The sequence below is a fragment of the Dactylosporangium maewongense genome (genome assembly GCF_039531485.1).
In the GTDB taxonomy this organism is placed as follows: Bacteria; Actinomycetota; Actinomycetes; order Mycobacteriales; family Micromonosporaceae; genus Dactylosporangium; species Dactylosporangium maewongense.
Map to the genome: position 1 here is coordinate 29,952 of NZ_BAAAQD010000001.1, position 16,389 is coordinate 46,340.

Below are 16,389 nucleotides of genomic sequence, written 5' to 3' on the forward strand. Positions count from 1 at the left end.
TGCTGTTCAAACTGCCGCAGTGGTGAAACGGCGGGGGAGAGGGTACATCCATGGGATGGCTGACCTCTCTCTCGACGACTACCTGGTCGAGGACGACGACGATGACGACCCGGTGCTGCTGCGCAAGGACGGGCAGCCGGTCGACACCTGGCGGGAGGACTACCCGTACGACGAGCGGATGACCCGCGACGAGTACGACCGCACCAAACGCCTCCTGCAGATCGAGCTGCTGAAGCTGCAGTACACGCTGAAGTCCCGCGGCGACCGGCTCGTCATCCTGTTCGAGGGGCGCGACGCCGCCGGCAAGGGCGGCACCATCAAACGGTTCATGGAGCACCTCAACCCGCGCGGCGCCCGGGTCGTCGCCCTGGAGAAGCCCAGCGAACGCGAGTCGACGCAGTGGTACTTCCAGCGGTACGTGCACCACCTGCCGGCCGCCGGCGAGTTCGTGCTGTTCGACCGGTCCTGGTACAACCGGGCCGGCGTCGAACGGGTGATGGGCTTCTGCAACCGCGCCGAATACCTGGAGTTCATGCGGGAGGCGCCGGAGCTGGAGCGGATGCTCGTGCGGTCCGGGATCAACCTCGTCAAGTTCTGGTTCTCCGTGTCGCGCAACGAGCAGAAGACCCGGTTCCTGATCCGGCAGGTCGACCCGGTCCGGCAGTGGAAGCTGTCGCCGATGGACCTCGCGTCCCTGGACAAGTGGGACGACTACACGGACGCGAAGGAGGCGATGTTCTTCTACACCGACACCGCCGACGCCCCCTGGACCGTGGTCAAGTCCAACGACAAGAAACGCGCCCGCATCGAGGCGATGCGGCACGTGCTGAGCCGCTTCGACTACGACGGCAAGGACGCCGACCTGGTCCGCAACCCCGACCCGCTTATCATCGGCCCGGCCGCGCTGGCCGACGAGTCGACCGGTGACGCACCTCGGCTGTAGCGCTCTAGCCTGGGCGGTGGATTGTCCATAGGCTTGTGCGGTGTCGGAGGGGCGGACGGTGCCGTCGTGGCGGCTGGGTGAGCACGTCAGCGCCACCTACGCCGCCACCGACGAGTGCCGCGACCTGCTCACCGGGTTCGTGCGGACCGGGGTCCGCCCAGGCCAGCGGGTGGTCGTGTTCCTCGACGCGGACGACACCGACCTGGCGCGGCAGCTCGTCGCCGCCGCGCCCGACGCGGCGGCCGGGCAGCTGCTCGTCCTGCTGTACGGCAGCGGCTTCACCGCGTCCGGCGACGGCCGGGTCCAGCAGATGCTCGACGGGCTCACCACCGTCCGCGACGAGGCGTTCGCCGACGGGTTCCAGACGGTGTTCGTCGCCGGGAAGATGACGTGGACGCTGCGGGCCGGGTTCGCCGCCGCCGACCTCGTCGCCTACGAGTCGGCGGTCAACGCGTTCTTCGGCGACGTCCGGATCGGCGGGCTCTGCCTGTACGACCGCCGCCGCTTCGACAAGGCGACCATCGGCGCGGTCGCGGCCGCGCACGCCGGGCCACTGCTGCGCTTCACCGTCGGCGGCTGGGGTGCGCACCTGCGGCTGTCCGGTGAGCTCGACGCCTCCAACACCGGCGCGCTGCCGTCGATCCTCGGCATGGTCACCGAGGCCGACAGCACCGTGCTGCTCGACGCCAGCGACCTGCTCTTCCTCGACGCGGCGGCGGCCCACGCGATCGTCGGGTTCGCCGCGTCCCGGCCCAACCGGCACACCGTCGTGCGCTGCACCCGCGGCGTCCGGCAGGCACTCGACCTCGTCGGCGCCGACGAGGTGCCGACCCTCGTGCTCCGCGACCGGGTCGGCGGCACATGACCGGCCCGGAGCGCAGCGGAGGGTCGGGCATCATGGGCGCAGTGTGGGGGTCAGGTCGACGCCGGAGCGCAGCGGAGGTGGCGGCATGACCGGCCCGGAGCGCAGCGGAGGTGGCGGCATGACCGGTCGCGCGCTTCGCCGCCGGGCCGGCGGGGTATGACTGTGCGCGTGCCTGCCTTTCCCCGCGGTGTAGCGACCTACTACGAGACCTCCGGCCACGAGCGCGTCGACATCGCGCCCGAGGTCGTGCAGACGGTGCTGGCGCTGCTCGGGCCGCCCGCCGCGGTGCCGGGCCCGGCGGCGGGCGGGGCGCCGGTGGTGCCGTCCGGGCCGCTACCGGCGGTGCCGCGCACCTGGGGGTGGATGCTGCAGCTGTACGGGGTGCGCTCGGCCGGCTCGTGGGGTGTCGGCGACTTCGCCGACCTCGCCGCCTTCACCCGCTGGGCCGCGTCGACGGGCGCCGGGGCGATCCTCGTCAACCCGCTGCACGCCGTCGCGCCCGTCGATCCGCTGCCGTCCTCGCCGTATTCGCCGTCGTCGCGCCGGTTCGTGAACCCGCTGTACCTGCGGATCACCGACCTGCCCGAGTACCGCTCCGCCGCGCCGGACGTCCGCGCCGCCGTCGACGCGCTGCGCCCCGCCGGACCGGCCGACGAGCTGATCGACTACGACGGCGTGTGGCGGGCGAAACGCGCGGCGCTGGCCCTGCTGTGCCCGGCGGCCGAGGGTGCCGCCCCCGAGCGTCCCGGGCGCCCGGAGCGTTCCGAGTTGGCGGACTTCGCCGTGTACTGCGCGCTCGTCGCCGACCACGGCCCCGACTGGCGGACCTGGCCCGCCGAGCTGCGGCAGCCCGGACCGGCCGCGTACGCGGTCGCCGACCCCGCGGCGGTCGCGTTCCACATCTGGTTGCAGCGGCGCTGCGCGGAGCAGCTGGCGGCCGCGAACGCCGCCGCCGCCGGGATGACCGTCGGGATCATCCACGACCTGGCCGTCGGCATCGACCCCGGCGGCGCCGACGCGTGGACGATGCAGGACGTCGTCGCCGCCGGGGCGAAGATCGGCGCGCCGCCGGACGCGTTCAACCAGCAGGGCCAGGACTGGGGGCTCGCCACGTGGAGCCCGGACCGGCTCGCCGACACCGGCTACGCCGCCTGGCGGACCCTGCTGCGCGACATCTTCCGGCACGCCGGCGGGCTGCGCGTCGACCACGTCGCCGGCCTGTGGCGGCTGTGGTGGGTGCCGCCTGGCCAGACCCCGGCGCAGGGCACGTACGTGTACTACGACGACGAGGCGATGCTCGGCATCCTCGTCGAGGAGGCGAAGCTCGCCGGCGCGGTCGTCGTCGGCGAGGACCTCGGCACCGTCGAGGAGGTCGTCACCACCACCCTGCAGGACCGCAACGTCCTCGGCTCGGCCGTGCTGTGGTTCACCCGCGACGACGACGGCCGGTTCCTGCCGCCCGGCGACTGGCCCGAGAACGCGCTCGCCAGCGTCTCCACCCACGACCTGCCGACCGCCGCCGGGTTCCTGTCCGGCGAGCACGTCCTGTCCCGAGCCGAGGCCGGCGTCCTCACCCGCGACGTGAAGCTCGAGTGGGCCGCCGCCACCGCCGACCGCACGGCGCTGCTGGACCTGCTGGACGCCGAGGGGCTCACCGGCCCCGACAGCACCGACGAGGAGATCGTCCTGGCCATGCACCAGCTGCTGCTGCGCACCCCGTGCCGGATCGTGCTCGCGTCCCCGTACGACGTCCTCGGCGAGGTCCGCCAGCCGAACCTGCCGGGGACGACCACGCAATATCCGAACTGGCGGATCCCGCTGCCGCTGCCGCTGGAGGAGCTGACCACCGACGCGCGGATGAAGCAGATCGCGGACCTGTTCTCCGGCGACATATCGGTGGCGCGCCCTTGACGGGGTCGCCCAAGATGGGTGCCCGGAATCCCACGATCAGGGAGCGGGCGGATGTCGAGCGGGAACAGCTACCTTCAGCAGGTCGTCGCGCAGCAGGAGCGCCTCGAGAGTGACCTGAGGTCCAAGCGCAGCGTCGCGGCACCGCCCCCCGCCGCGCCGGGAGGCCCGACCCGCGGCGGCGGCGGCCGGCAGCAGGTGAGCCAGCCGGCGCCGAACGCCGTCGAGGTCCGCGTCACCGGGTTCGGCCGGTGGAAGACCGTCATCGTCCCGCCGAACGCGTTCGTCGTGCACACCCGCCGCGGCCGCAGCGAACCCCTGCACGTCGGGCTCGGCGTGTCGTTCCGGTACAACCCCGCGACCGACTCCTACCTCGTCGTGCCCGGCGCCATGCAGACCATCCTGATCAACGCCTTCTGCATCTGCCGGGAGCTGCAGGGCGTCCTCGTCCAGGCGTACGTGCAGTGGATCATCGAGGACTTCTCCACCGCGTACCGCAAGCTCGACTTCGGCGACGCCGAGGACCCGATGCGCCTCGTCAACCTGCAGCTCAAGGAGCAGGCCGAAGCCGCGATCAAGGACAAGGTCGCCACCCTCGGCGTCAGCGACGTCCTCAGCGACAAGCAGCCCATCATCGAGGAGCTCACCGCCCGGCTGCGGGCCGTCGCCGAAGGCACCTCCGGGAACTCCGCCGCCGACCCCTCCGCCGGTCTCGGCCTGCGGATCGTCACCGTGCAGATCAAGGAGGCCGTGGTCAGCTCGTCGCGGCTGTGGGAGAACCTGCAGAAGCCGTACCGCTCCGAGCAGGGCCGCATCGCCCGGCTCGCCGAGCTCGCCGCCGACGAGGCGATCGGCGCCCGCGAGCTCGCCGCGTCCCGGCTGCGGCAGACCCAGCAGATCGAGAGCGACCGGGAGCTGGCCGAGCTGCGCGCCCGCAACGCCGCCGTGCAGTTCGACCAGGAGGCACAGGAGCAGCTGCGCCGCTCGCAACGGCAGGAGGAGGACAGCCGCGCCCTCGCCGACCTGCAGGACGCCACCGCCCGGCACGCCATGGCCCTGGAGCGGTCCCGGGCCGCGGAGGAGGCGGAGATCGGCCGGCTGCGGATCGAACGCGACACCGAGCTGCGCCGCCTCACCGTCAACGGCGAGCTGGCCGTCGAGGCGATCCGCGCCCAGGCCGTCCACGAGCAGGGGCTGCTCGAACTGGACCGGGTCCGGCTGCGCGGCGAGATCGACAACTCGCAGTCCGCGGAGGCGATCCAGGCGAAGCTCGTCGACTCCCTGCCCGAGATCGTCGCGAAGCTGCCGAAGCCCGCCGAGCTGCGCACCGTCACCATCGGCGGCAACGACACCTCCACCGTCGGCGGTCTCCTCGCGGAGCTCGCCGGCGTCGTCGGCGCGCTCCAGGCGACCCTGAAGAAGCCGTAACCGGCCTACTCGACGGGCATGAACGGGCGCTTGCACCGGCGGCGGGCCGTCGGGTCGAGGTGCCGCCACCGGATCGTCGCCATGCTCCGCCCGTCCGGCAGCGTGTGCATGAACACCCCTTCAACCGGCAGGAACCCGGCCGAGGCGAGCCAGCGGCGGCTCGCCTCGTTGTCGGTCTCGCACCTGGCCCGCAGCTCCGTGACGCCGAAGTGCCGGTGGGCGAAGGCGCACACGACCTGCAGGGCCTCCCGGCCGAAGCCGAACCGGCGGAACGCCGGGTGGACGAGGCCGCTGACCTCCATGTAGCCGTCGTCGGCCCGGCCGAAACCGGCGCTGACGACGGCGACACCCGTCTGCGGGTCGCGGCCGATGAACTCGGCGCCCTCGTCGGCGATGACCATCGGGTCCGTGTCGTCCTGGTCGACCCACGGCCCGTCCTCGCCCCAGCCGAGCCGGAACCTCGCCTCGGCGTCGGCCAGGTCGGCCCACACGTCGATCAGCTCCTGCCGGCGCGGCACCGACACCTCCAGCCGCGCCGTCGTCGCGGTGTGCGCCCCGCCGAACCCGCACCGCAGTACCGGCGCCGCCGTGTCGACCATGGTTGTCGACGGTACCCGACGGCGCCGGCTGCGCTAGCTCAGGCGGAACTGCTGGGCGGCGGAGCCGTTGCAGTCCCAGATGCGCAGGGCGGTGCCGTTGGCGGTGGCGCCGTTGGGGGAGTCGAGGCAGCGGCCGGACTGCGGGTTGCGCAGTGAGCCGTCCGCCTGCTGGGTCCACTGCTGGCCGCCGACGCCGTTGCAGTCCCACAGCTGGACCGCGGCGCCGTTGGTGGTCACGTTGCCGGCGATGTCCAGGCAGCGGCCCAGGGTGCGCAGGGTTCCGCCGGACGGGGTCCAGTGCTGGTCGGCGGCGGACGCCAGGCAGTCCCACAGCTGGACGCGGGCGCCGTTGACGCCGATGTCGTCGCCGTTGACGTCGACGCACTTGCCGCCCGGCCCGGCGATCGTGCCCGTCGCCAGGCGGAACACCTGCGCGGCGGAGCCGTTGCAGTCCCAGATCCGCAGGCGGGTGCCGTTGGCGGTGGCGCCGTTGGGGGAGTCCAGGCAGCGGCCGGACTGCGGGTTGCGCAGGGTGCCGTTGGCCTGCGGCGCCCACTGCTGCGCGCCGCCGCCGTTGCAGTCCCACAGCTGGACGAGGGCGCCGTTGGCGGTCGAGCCGCCCGTGACGTCGAGGCAGCGGCCCAGGGTGCGCAGCGTGCCGCCGGACGCCGTCCAGTGCTGGTCGCCGGCGGACGCCAGGCAGTCCCACAGCTGGACCGCGGCGCCGTTCCCGCCGGAGTCGTCGCCGGACACGTCGACGCACTTGCCGCCAGGGCCGGTGAGGAGCCCGCCGGCGGCCGGGGCGGGGCGGGCCTCGACACCCGTCGCCGTCATCGTGACCCGCGCGATCGTGCCGTCACCGTTGAAGTACATGCGGTCCAGCGCCGCGTACCGCTTGCTGTAGTCGCCGTTCTGGTAGCGGTGGTAGACCATGTACCAGTCGTCGGTGCCCGGGTACTGCAGCATGCCGTTGTGGCCGGGACCGTTGTAGGCGCCGGCCGCGGACAGGATCTGCCCGCCGTAGGTCCACGGGCCGAGCGGGCCCGGGCCGGTGGAGTACTGCACGTTGTAGCTGTTGTCGGCGTACGAGCCGTTGGAGTACTGCAGGTAGTAACGGCCGGCCCGCTTGAACACGAACGGCGCCTCGGTGAAGTTCTGCGGCCGCTGGACGGTGACCGTGCCGCTGACCGAGGTCATGTCGGCGTTGAGCCGGAAGACGCCCATGTTGCCGCCGCCGGCGGAGCCGCCGAAGTACAGGTACGCCTGGCCGTCGTCGTCGACGAACACCATCGGGTCGATCGCCTCGATGCCGTTGAAGATCTTCCCCTGGACGAGTGGTGAGCCCTTGTCGCGGCACGGGCCGACGGGGGAGTCGCAGACGGCGACGGCGACGGACGTGGCGATCGCCGTGTAGAAGTAGTACTTCCCGTTGCGGTACACCATGTCCGGCGCCCACGTGCGGGTGTCGGTGGAGGCCCAGCTGACCGTGGCGCGGTCCAGCACGACGCCGGCGTCGACCCAGTTGGTGAGGTCGGTGGAGCGCCACGCGTGGAAGTAGCGGCCGGGCGCGTCGGTCGTGCCGCCGCTCGCGGTCGTGTACACGTAGTAAGCGCCGTTGAACAGCTCGATCGAGGGGTCCGGGTGATCCCCGGGGAGGATCGGGTTCCCTGAGGTGGCGGCGACGGCGGGCTGCACGGGAGCCACGAGCAGCCCCACGAGCAGCGCCGCCAGGGCGAGGACACGTTTCATCGCAAACTCCTGACCTGACACATGGCGGTGTGTCGATGCCCGATTATGCGTACCCGCGACGCCTTGTGAAAGATCGTGTTGGAAATTGTTCGGCTTGACTTCCGTACACCGGCGGCATTAAATAACCGAGAGGTTAGATAACCAAGTGGTGAGGTAACCCATGGTCACCGATCAGCTCAGCATGACCTTCGCGGCGCTCGCCGACCCGACCCGGCGGGCGATCCTGGCCCGGCTGACCCGCGGCGAGGCGACCGTGAAGGAGCTGTCCGCGCCGTTCGCCATGAGCGGCCCGGCGATCTCCAAGCACCTGCGGGTCCTGGAGCACGCCGGCCTGATCAGCCGCGGCCGCGAGGCGCAGTGGCGCCCCTGCCGGCTGGAGGCGGCCCCCATGCGCGAGGTGACGGAGTTCGCCGAGGAATACCGGCGGTTCTGGGACGAGAGCTACGCCCGACTCGACAGCTACCTGCAGACCCTGCAGCAGAAGGACGGCACCGATGATTGACGCCAACGCCACCGCGTTCGACCTGCCCAGCGACGTGGAGATCCAGATCCGGCGGACCCTCGCGGCGCCGCGGGCCCTGGTCTTCGACTGCTACACCAACCCCGAGCACCTGCCCAACTGGATGACCGGCCCGCCCGGGTGGACAATGCCGGTCTGCGAGATCGACCTGCGCCCCGGCGGCACCTTCCGGTACGTGCTGCGCGGCGAAGGCGCCGCCGAGATGACGCTCACCGGCACGTTCACCGAGGTGCGACGCCCGCTGCGGCTCGTGGCGACCGAGACGTGGGGCCCCGGGTTCCCCGAGACGCTCAACACCGTGACGTTCGAGGCCGCCGGCAGCCACACCACCGTCACCACCCTCGTGCGCTACCCGTCGCAGTCGGCGCGCGACGCCGCTCTGCAGTCAGGCATGAAGGAAGGCCTGGAGGCCGGCTTCACCAGCCTGGAGTCCTACGCGCAGGGCGTCACCCTCCCGCCGGTGCCCGACATGCGCCTCGAACTGGTGCCGGTGCCCGTCGCCGACGTCGACCGCGCCATCGGGTTCTACGTCGACCTGCTGGGCTTCCACCTCGACCACGACATCAAGCCCAACGACGACGTCCGCGTCACGCAGCTCACCCCACCCGGCTCGGCGTGCTCGATCGTGCTGTACAAGAACCTGCCGGGCCTCGACCTGCCCGCGGGCACGCTGCGCGGCCTGCACCTCGTCGTCGCCGACATCCACAAGTCCCGGGAGCTGCTGCTCGCCCGCGGCGTCGAGGTCGCCGGCGTCGACGACATGGGCGGCATCCTGTACGCCGCCTTCACCGACCCCGACGGCAACACCTGGCTCCTGCAGGAGATCCCGCCACGCCCCTGACACTGCGTCTTCCGTCGTGGCCGGCTTCGTTGATGGACGGCTTCGTTGGGGTTGGCCCCGCTGGGGTCGGCTCGAGCGCCTGCTGTACACCATGCGGGACGTGCGGGACTGCGCCGACCCGGTCGTCGACGAGATCGACGAGCTCGTCGCCGCCGACCCGCCCACAGCCGCGCCGTGATCCTCGCCAATACCGGCGACGAGGTGACGCGGCTGTGAGCGCCCGGCCGGCTCGGCGACCCGCTGGACCTGCCCACGGTGGCCGCTGCCCTCACGGACCCGACCCTGCGGCCCGTTGCCATGGAGCCGCTCGGCGGCATCCACGCCGCGGCTGGCCTCGACGGGGTGGTGCTGGTCATCGGCTCGACGACACTGGACTCCCCGCGCCCCTGCCCCACCCACTTTCAGACGTCGGTCAATGCCCTGAAACATCCCTTTCGAGATCGGCGCAGCGCGATCCACCCCATGTCGATCAGGCAAGCCGGGCTGATCGCTCCCACCGATCCGCGAAAGCCGCAAACCCGGGCATTGACCAACGTCTGGCAGGGTTGTCACGGAGCGGCTGCGGGTGAGTGGTCTGGGGTAGTGACGGTCAGGTCCAGCATGCCAGCGGAGCCACCGTGCCGCGTCCGGGGTCATGCCGCGTCCGAGGGTTGTGCCGTGTCCGGGTTGAGGTTGTGCCGTGTCCGGGTTGGGGTTGTCCCGTGTCCCGGTTGAGGTCGTGCCGGTGCCCGAGGGTTGTGCCGCGTTCGGGTTGGAGTCGTGGCTGGACTGCGGATCTGGGGCCTCGCCCTCGCCGTGCAGACGTTGGTCAATGCCCCGGAACGCCCCTTTTTCGGGATCGACGTTGCGCGATCCACCTACATGTTGATCGCGGAAAGTGAGGTGGATCGCGCAACGTCGATGCGCCAAAGCCGCAAATCCGGGTATTGACCAACGTCTGGCAACGTCTGGCGAGGGTTTGGCGCGAAGTGGTCGCGGATGGTGGCGGTTGGGTCGATGGGCAAAGGGTGCAAACTTGGGCATTGACCAACGTCTGGCAGCGGCCGGCGAGAGGTTGGTGTGGAGTGGTCGCGGGTGGCGATGGATGGGTCGATGGGCAAAGGGTGCGAACTCGGGCATTGAACGATGTCTGTCGAAGGGCTGCCGTGCCTCGCGTCTGGGTTGGTGCGACGGCCGGCCACAGGATGCGGCGCGCAGGCGCCGCTTGCTCTGCCTCGCGTCTCGGCGCGGGCAGTGCGTCGCGAAGCGGCGCATTGGGGCCGCGGGTGAGAATCCCCGCCGGGCCCCGCCGCGGCAGCGGTGGGGGGAATTACAGCATTACAGAATGGCGGCGGATTCTGGGGGGAGGGTGAGGGAGCCGGACTGGAGGACGGTCGATTCGTCGGTGGTGAAGAGGAGGCAGGGCGCGGAGAGGGGGACGGTGCGGGGGGTTGATGTCAGGTTTGCCACCACGGTGTGGGGGCCGCGGCGGATCAGCAGGACGCCGTCGTCGTGAGTGACCTCGACCAAGGGGAGACGCGGGTCTGACAGGGCGGGGTGGCGTTTGCGGAGGGCGATCAGCGACCGGTACACCGCCAGCATCGACGGGTCCTGGGCGGACCAGTCCAGGTGGGAGTGTTCGAAGGTGGCCGGGTCCTGCGGGTCGGGGACGTCGCCGGGGGGCCAGCCGTGGGCGGCGAACTCCTCGCGGCGGCCCTCGCGGACGGCCGTGGCCAGTGAGGGCTCCGGGTGGCTGGTGAAGAACTGCCACGGGGTGCGGGCGGCAAACTCCTCGCCCATGAAGAGCATCGGGGTGAACGGGGACGTGAGCAGCAGCGTCGCGCCCACCTTGAGCAGGCCGTCGGAGAGGGTCGCGGTCAGGCGGTCGCCGGTGGCGCGGTTGCCGATCTGGTCGTGGTTCTGCAGGCAGACCACGAAGCGGTGGCCCGGGATGCGGAGCGTGTCGACGGGGCGGCCGTGGACGCGCTTGCGAAAGGAGGACCAGGTGCCGGCGTGGAAGAAGGCCGAGGTCCAGACGGCGGCGAAGCAGGCGGGGGAGCCGAAGTCGCCGTAGTAGCCCTGCCGTTCGCCGGTGAGCAGGGCGTGCAGGGCGTGGTGCACGTCGTCGTCCCACTGGGCGTGCAGGCCGTAGCCGCCGGCCTCGCGGGCCGTCACGAGCTTGGCGTCGTTGAGGTCGGACTCGGCGATGAGCGACAGGGGGCGGCCGACGGCGGTGGACAGCGCGTCCACGGCGACGGCGAGCTCCTCCAGCAGGTGGGTGGCGCCGCGGTCGACGAGGGCGTGGACGGCGTCGAGGCGCAGGCCGTCGGCGTGGTAGTCGCGCAGCCACTGGAGGGCGCTGTCGATGATGAAGCGGCGGACCTCGCCGGAGTGGGCCTCGTCGAGGTTCAGCGAGCGGCCCCACGTGTTCGCGCCCGAGGACAGGTAGGGGCCGAAGGCCGGCGTGTACGCGCCGGACGGGCCGAAGTGGTTGTAGACCGCGTCGATGATCACGCCCAGGCCGTGGGTGTGCGCGGCGTCGATGAAGCGTTTGAGGCCGTCGGGGCCGCCGTAGGACTCCTGGACGGCGTGCCAGCCGACGCCGTCGTAGCCCCAGTTCCAGGTGCCGTTGAACGTGTTGACGGGCAGCAGCTCGATCATGTCGATGCCGAGGTCCCGCAGGTAGGGGAGCTTCTCGATGGCGGCGTCGAACGTGCCGCCGGGGGTGAACGTGCCGACGTGCAGTTCGTAGATCACGCTGCCGGGTAGCTGCCGGCCCTTCCAGTCGCCGTCGCTCCAGGTGTACGAGTCGTGCTCGTACACCTGACTCAGGCCATGCACGCCTGAGGGCTGCCGCCTGGAGCGAGGGTCGGGCAGGACCTCGCCGCCGTCGAGGACGAATCCGTAGTCGGTGCCGTGGCCGGCGTCCGGCACGGTCAGCGTCCACCAGCCGTCATGGGCAGCCGTCATGGGCGAGGAAGGCGAGGACGAGTTGCCGATGGACAGCGAGACGGTGGAAGCGGACGGGGCCCAGACGCGGAACTCGTGCACGGGCTACTCCCTCACCAAGAGCGCGACGGGGTACGTCGAGAGGATGTCGCCGACCCGCGTGGAGGCGATCGCGCGGCCGGTCAGGACGTCGGTCCAGGCGCCGCCGGGCAGCACCAGGGTTTCGCTGTCCCAGCCGCCGGCGGCGGCGAGGCGCAGCGGCAGCCGCGTGGCGACGGTCAGGGCGCCGCCCCGGTCGAAGGCGATCGTGTGGCCGGCGCTGTCACCGGTGGTGGGCACCGGCTGGTAGCCGCGGAACAGCTCCGGCCGGTCCCGCCGCAGCCGCAGCGCCCGGCTGACGACGAGGAGCTTCGCCACCCCGGAGGAGTCGACGGGCGGCTGTACAGCGGCGGCATCCAGCGCGGCGAGGAGGTCGCGCCGCTCGGCGAAGTCGACGGGGCGGCGGTTGTCGGGGTCGACGAGCGAGTCCTCCCACAGCTCCGTGCCCTGGTAGACGTCGGGGACGCCGGGCATGGTCAGCTGCACCAGCTTCTGCCCGAGGGCGTTGGACCAGCCGAAGGGGCGGATCCGCGCCACGATCGCGTCGACCTCGGCGCGCAGGGCGGCGTCGTCGTCGAGCAGGCGCACGGCGGCGGCGAACGTCGCCTCGAAGGCCGAGTCGGGGTTGCTCCACGAGGTCGAGCGGTTCGCCTCCCGGGCCGCCTTCGTCAGGTACGCCTGCAGCCGCTCGGCGGTCAGCGGCCACGCGCCGAGCACGGTCTGCCAGAACAGCGCCTCGAACGACGGGTCGGGGATGCCGGCCCGGCCGAGCAGCGGCGCGAGCAGGTCCGGCGCCACCGAAGCAGCCTCGGACAGGACCGCGAGGCGGGCCCGGACGTCCTCGCCGCGCTTCGTGTCGTGGGTCGACAGGGTCGTCATCCCGGCCGGCCACTCGTCGAGGCGGCGGACCGCGGCGGCGTGGAACTCCAGCGGCGGCACGCCGAAGCGGGACGGGTCGCCGCCGACCTCGTTGAGGGCGACGAACCGGTTCCACCGGTACATGGCGGTGTCCTCGACGCCCTTGGCCATGACGGCGCCGGTGAGCTGCTGGAAGCGGGCGCACAACTCGTCGGCGGGGTCGGTGAGGCGGGGGACGAGGCCGTCGAGCGCCTCGGCGAGGTCGGGCCGGCGGCGCTTCGTCTCCGCGACAGCGGCGTCGAAGTCGTCCCGGCCGTACGGCAGGTACGTGCGGTACACGTGGAAGTTCGAGGCGAGCTCCGCCAGGACGTCGACCGACAGGGGGCCGGGCGCGAGGGCGGCGAGACGGCGCAGCTCCGCCGGGAACAGCCGCCGGGTCACGTCCAGCTTCTGCTCGTGCGCCTCCTCGGGCCAGTCCGCGCCGTCGACCGCCGGGGCGCCGGCCGGGTCGATGAACAGGCCGCACACGTCGCCGAGGGCGTCGTAGCCGGTGGTGCCGTCGACGGGCCAGTGCGGCGGGAGCGGCTCGCCGCGCTCCAGGATCTTCTCCACGAGCAGCCACGCGTCCGGGGCCCGTTCGCGCAGCGTGGCGAGGTACCCGCCGGGGTCGCTCAGCCCGTCGGGGTGGTCGACCCGGATGCCGTCGACGTCGCCGTCGGCCACCCAGCGCAGCACCTCCTGGTGGGTGGCGTCGAACACGGCCGGGTCCTCCACCCGTACCCCCGCCAACTCCGTCACGGCGAAGAACCGGCGGTAGTTGAGCAGCTCGTTGCCGCGCCGCCAGTCGACGAGCCGGTAGTGCTGCCGGTCGTGCACCTCCTGCGGGGTGCCGTCACCGGTGCCCGGGGCGATCGGGAAGCGGTGCTCGTAGTAGCGGAGCTCGCCGGCAGTAACCGACAATGCGGAAATGTCCGACTCAGCCCCCAGGACGGGCACGACGAGGCGGCCGGCGTCCCAGTCGATGTCGAACCAGTCCGCGTAGCGCGAGGCGCGGCCGTGCGTGAGGACGTCCCACCAGGCTGGGTTCGCGGCAGGCTGGAACAGGCCCATGTGGTTGGGCACGATGTCGACGACCAGGCCCAGCCCCTGCTGCCGCAGGGCCTCGACCAGCCGCCGCAGCGCCTCCCGGCCGCCCAGCTCCGGGTTGACGCGGGTCGGGTCGACCACGTCGTAGCCGTGCGGGGAGCCGGGCGTCGCGGCGAGCAGCGGCGCCGAGTACAGGTGGCTCACGCCGAGGTCGCGCAGGTAGCCGGCGAGCCCGGCGGCCGCGTCGAGGTCGAAGTCCGGGCGCACCTGGACGCGGTACGTCCCGGACGGGATGTTCGCCGCCACGCGGATCACACGGTCCGGTCGAGCACGACGAGGGACCGGTCCGGCACCACGAGGGTCCCGCCGGCGGTGTACGACACGCCGCCGCGGGCCGACCCGGGCGCGGTCGCGATCACCAGCTCCCACTCCTTGCCGTAGTCCGGCTGCGGGATGACGAAGTCGACCGGCTCGTAGTGCGCGTTGAAGCACAGCAGGAACGAGTCGTCGACGTGCCGCTCGCCGTGCGACCCGCGCTCGGTGATCGACTGGCCGTTGACGAACAGCATGAGCGCCTTGCCGAACTGGTTGTCCCAGTCCTCCTCGGTCATCTGCCGGCCGTCGGTGGCGAACCACGCCACGTCCGGGATGGGCGTGCCCTCCTGCCGGGCCACGGGCCGCCCGGTGAAGAACCGCCGGCGGCGGAACACCCGGTGCCGTTCCCGGAACGCCGCGAGGCCCCGGGTGAAGGCGAGCAGCTGCTCGTCGACGTCGTCCCAGTCGATCCAGCTGATGTCGTTGTCCTGGCAGTACGCGTTGTTGTTGCCGCCCTGGGTGCGGCCGAGCTCGTCGCCGGCAGCGATCATCGGCACGCCCTGCGACAGCATCAGCGTGGTCAGGAAGTTGCGCCGCTGCTTCGCCCGCAGCGCGTTGATGTCCTGGTTGTCGGTGGGGCCCTCGACGCCGCAGTTCCACGACCGGTTGTGGCTCTCCCCGTCGCGGTTGTCCTCGGTGTTGGCCTCGTTGTGCTTCTCGTTGTACGACACCAGGTCGTTGAGCGTGAAGCCGTCGTGGCAGGTGACGAAGTTGATGCTGGCGAACGGTAGCCGACCGTCGTCCTGGTAGAGGTCCGCCGAGCCGCAGATCCGCGACGCGAACTCGCTGAGCGTCGCGGGCTCCCCGCGCCAGAAGTCGCGGACCGTGTCGCGGAACTTGCCGTTCCACTCCGTCCACAGCGGCGGGAAGTTGCCGACCTGGTAGCCGCCCGGCCCGACGTCCCAAGGCTCCGCGATCAGCTTCACCTGGTTGACGACCGGGTCCTGCTGCACGACCTCGAAGAACGTCGACAGGCGGTCGACCTCGTAGAACTCGCGGGCCAGGGTCGAGGCGAGGTCGAAGCGGAACCCGTCGACGCGCATCTCCGTCACCCAGTAGCGCAGCGAGTCCATGATGAGCTGGAGGGTGTGCGGGTTGCGCACGTTGAGGCTGTTGCCGGTGCCCGTGTAGTCGGTGTAGTAGCGGTTGTCGTCGTCCTCGAGCTTGTAGTAGTGCCCGTTGTCCAGGCCCTTGAAGCCGAGTGTCGGGCCGAGGTGGTTGCCCTCGGCGGTGTGGTTGTAGACGACGTCGAGGATGACCTCGATGCCGGCCGCGTGCAGGGCCTTGACCATGCCGCGGAACTCCTGCACCTGCTGGCCGCGGTGCCGCCGCGCGTAGCCGTGGTACGGGGCGAAGAAGCCGATCGTGTTGTAGCCCCAGTAGTTGGACAGGCCGAGCTCCACCAGGCGCTGGTCGTGCACGAAGTGGTGCACCGGCAGCAGCTCCAGGGCGGTGACGCCGAGCCGGCGCAGGTGCTCGATGATCGCCGGGTGGGCGATGCCGGAGTACGTGCCGCGCAGCTCCTCCGGCACGTCCGGGTGGCGCATCGTCAGGCCCTTCACGTGCGCCTCGTACACCACGGTGTGGTGGTACGGGATGCGCGGCGCGGAGTCGTTGCCCCAGTCGAACCACGGGTTCACCACGACGGCCTTCGGCATGAACGGCGCGGAGTCGGCGGTGGACATCTGTTCGGGGTCGTTGAAGTCGTACCCGTAGACGGCCGGGTCCCAGGTGATGTCGCCGTCGATCGCCTTGGCGTACGGGTCGAGCAGCAGCTTGTGCGGGTTGCAGCGCAGCCCCCGCGCCGGGTCGTAGTCACCGTGCACGCGGAAGCCGTAGCGCTGTCCCGGGTCGACACCAGGCAGGTAGGCGTGCCACACGAAGGCGTCGACCTCGACGAGCTTGACCCGCTCCTCGACGTCGTTGTCGTCGAACAGGCACAGTTCGACGGCCGTTGCCACCTCGGAGAAGATCGCGAAGTTCGTGCCCTGCCCGTCGTACGTAGCACCCAACGGGTACCGGTTGCCCGGCCAAACCTGCATCTCAACTCCTGATCCATCAGCCGGCACCAGTGCTCAACGGGTGCGGCGTTGCCACAGTGTTACGTGCGTCGAAAGTTCACGCGCGGGTACGCGCGAAGCTGGCTGCCATATGCCCAGTGCCATCAATAATGAATCGTGCGCCGGGGCG

At 71.4% G+C, this 16,389-nt stretch carries 13 protein-coding genes; 8 read left to right on the forward strand and 5 right to left on the reverse strand.

All coding sequences use genetic code 11. The features are described from left to right. Window positions 1–55 precede the first annotated feature (55 nt). From ppk2 to ABD332_RS00160, 4 genes are all read left to right on the forward strand, one after another. The gene (gene ppk2 / locus ABD332_RS00145; RefSeq protein WP_344498131.1) at window positions 56–943 is read left to right on the forward strand and encodes a polyphosphate kinase 2; all 888 of its coding nucleotides are present in this window, start codon (window positions 56–58) and stop codon (window positions 941–943) included. Between the two features lie 40 nt (window positions 944–983). Further along, window positions 984–1,808, forward strand: coding sequence for an MEDS domain-containing protein (locus ABD332_RS00150; RefSeq protein ID WP_344498133.1), 825 nt, complete (start codon window positions 984–986; stop codon window positions 1,806–1,808). Between the two features lie 168 nt (window positions 1,809–1,976). Further along, a complete protein-coding gene (gene malQ / locus ABD332_RS00155) occupies window positions 1,977–3,719 on the forward strand; it encodes a 4-alpha-glucanotransferase (RefSeq protein WP_344498135.1) in 1,743 nt (580 codons plus the stop codon). Between the two features lie 51 nt (window positions 3,720–3,770). Then, on the forward strand, window positions 3,771–5,144 hold the full coding sequence (locus ABD332_RS00160; RefSeq protein WP_344498137.1) for an SPFH domain-containing protein: 1,374 nt from the start codon (window positions 3,771–3,773) through the stop codon (window positions 5,142–5,144). Window positions 5,145–5,149: 5 nt separating this feature from the next. On the opposite strand, the gene ABD332_RS00165 is transcribed toward ABD332_RS00160, so the two are convergent. Together ABD332_RS00165 and ABD332_RS00170 are read right to left on the reverse strand one after the other, a co-directional pair. Continuing rightward, window positions 5,150–5,743 (reverse strand): GNAT family N-acetyltransferase, encoded by a 594-nt coding sequence (locus tag ABD332_RS00165; protein WP_344498139.1) that lies wholly within the window; start codon window positions 5,741–5,743, stop codon window positions 5,150–5,152. Between the two features lie 33 nt (window positions 5,744–5,776). Further along, window positions 5,777–7,492: a family 43 glycosylhydrolase gene (locus ABD332_RS00170; RefSeq protein WP_344498142.1), complete on the reverse strand. Its 1,716-nt coding sequence runs from the start codon at window positions 7,490–7,492 to the stop codon at window positions 5,777–5,779. A 160-nt stretch (window positions 7,493–7,652) separates the two neighbouring features. Between ABD332_RS00170 and ABD332_RS00175 the strand changes: the two genes are divergently transcribed. The 4 genes from ABD332_RS00175 to ABD332_RS00190 all read left to right on the forward strand — a co-directional run bounded on the left by ABD332_RS00175 (window position 7,653) and on the right by ABD332_RS00190 (window position 9,783). Beyond that, window positions 7,653–7,994 (forward strand): ArsR/SmtB family transcription factor, encoded by a 342-nt coding sequence (locus tag ABD332_RS00175; protein ID WP_344498144.1) that lies wholly within the window; start codon window positions 7,653–7,655, stop codon window positions 7,992–7,994. Next, window positions 7,987–8,853, forward strand: a complete 867-nt coding sequence (locus ABD332_RS00180) for an SRPBCC domain-containing protein (RefSeq protein WP_344498146.1) — start codon at window positions 7,987–7,989, stop codon at window positions 8,851–8,853. The genes ABD332_RS00175 and ABD332_RS00180 overlap by 8 nt, the downstream gene beginning before the upstream one ends. A gap of 16 nt (window positions 8,854–8,869) precedes the next feature. Beyond that, window positions 8,870–9,031 (forward strand): hypothetical protein, encoded by a 162-nt coding sequence (locus ABD332_RS00185; protein ID WP_344498148.1) that lies wholly within the window; start codon window positions 8,870–8,872, stop codon window positions 9,029–9,031. 581 nt (window positions 9,032–9,612) lie between these two features. Further along, window positions 9,613–9,783: a hypothetical protein gene (locus ABD332_RS00190; protein ID WP_344498150.1), complete on the forward strand. Its 171-nt coding sequence runs from the start codon at window positions 9,613–9,615 to the stop codon at window positions 9,781–9,783. Window positions 9,784–10,170: 387 nt separating this feature from the next. Here the strand turns inward: ABD332_RS00190 and treZ are convergent, their stop codons facing one another. From treZ to glgX, 3 genes are read right to left on the reverse strand one after another with little or no spacing between them, the layout of a single operon-like run. Further along, window positions 10,171–11,883 carry a malto-oligosyltrehalose trehalohydrolase gene (gene treZ / locus ABD332_RS00195; RefSeq protein ID WP_344498152.1) on the reverse strand — a complete coding sequence of 571 codons (1,713 nt, stop codon included), beginning with the start codon at window positions 11,881–11,883 and terminating at the stop codon, window positions 10,171–10,173. A gap of 3 nt (window positions 11,884–11,886) precedes the next feature. Further along, window positions 11,887–14,130 (reverse strand): malto-oligosyltrehalose synthase, encoded by a 2,244-nt coding sequence (treY, locus tag ABD332_RS00200; protein ID WP_344498154.1) that lies wholly within the window; start codon window positions 14,128–14,130, stop codon window positions 11,887–11,889. 5 nt (window positions 14,131–14,135) lie between these two features. Continuing rightward, the gene (gene glgX / locus ABD332_RS00205) at window positions 14,136–16,241 is read right to left on the reverse strand and encodes a glycogen debranching protein GlgX (protein WP_344498156.1); all 2,106 of its coding nucleotides are present in this window, start codon (window positions 16,239–16,241) and stop codon (window positions 14,136–14,138) included. Window positions 16,242–16,389: the final 148 nt, after the last annotated feature.

Bases quoted from the DNA above. Each gene is read 5' to 3' on its own strand.
- ppk2 (WP_344498131.1), top strand. From the start codon at position 56: ATGGCTGACCTCTCTCTCGACGACTACCTGGTCGAGGACGACGACGAT.
- ABD332_RS00160 (WP_344498137.1), top strand. From the start codon at position 3,771: ATGTCGAGCGGGAACAGCTACCTTCAGCAGGTCGTCGCGCAGCAGGAG.
- ABD332_RS00165 (WP_344498139.1), bottom strand. From the start codon at position 5,743: ATGGTCGACACGGCGGCGCCGGTACTGCGGTGCGGGTTCGGCGGGGCG.
- ABD332_RS00170 (WP_344498142.1), bottom strand. From the start codon at position 7,492: ATGAAACGTGTCCTCGCCCTGGCGGCGCTGCTCGTGGGGCTGCTCGTG.
- ABD332_RS00175 (WP_344498144.1), top strand. From the start codon at position 7,653: ATGGTCACCGATCAGCTCAGCATGACCTTCGCGGCGCTCGCCGACCCG.
- ABD332_RS00180 (WP_344498146.1), top strand. From the start codon at position 7,987: ATGATTGACGCCAACGCCACCGCGTTCGACCTGCCCAGCGACGTGGAG.
- glgX (WP_344498156.1), bottom strand. From the start codon at position 16,241: ATGCAGGTTTGGCCGGGCAACCGGTACCCGTTGGGTGCTACGTACGAC.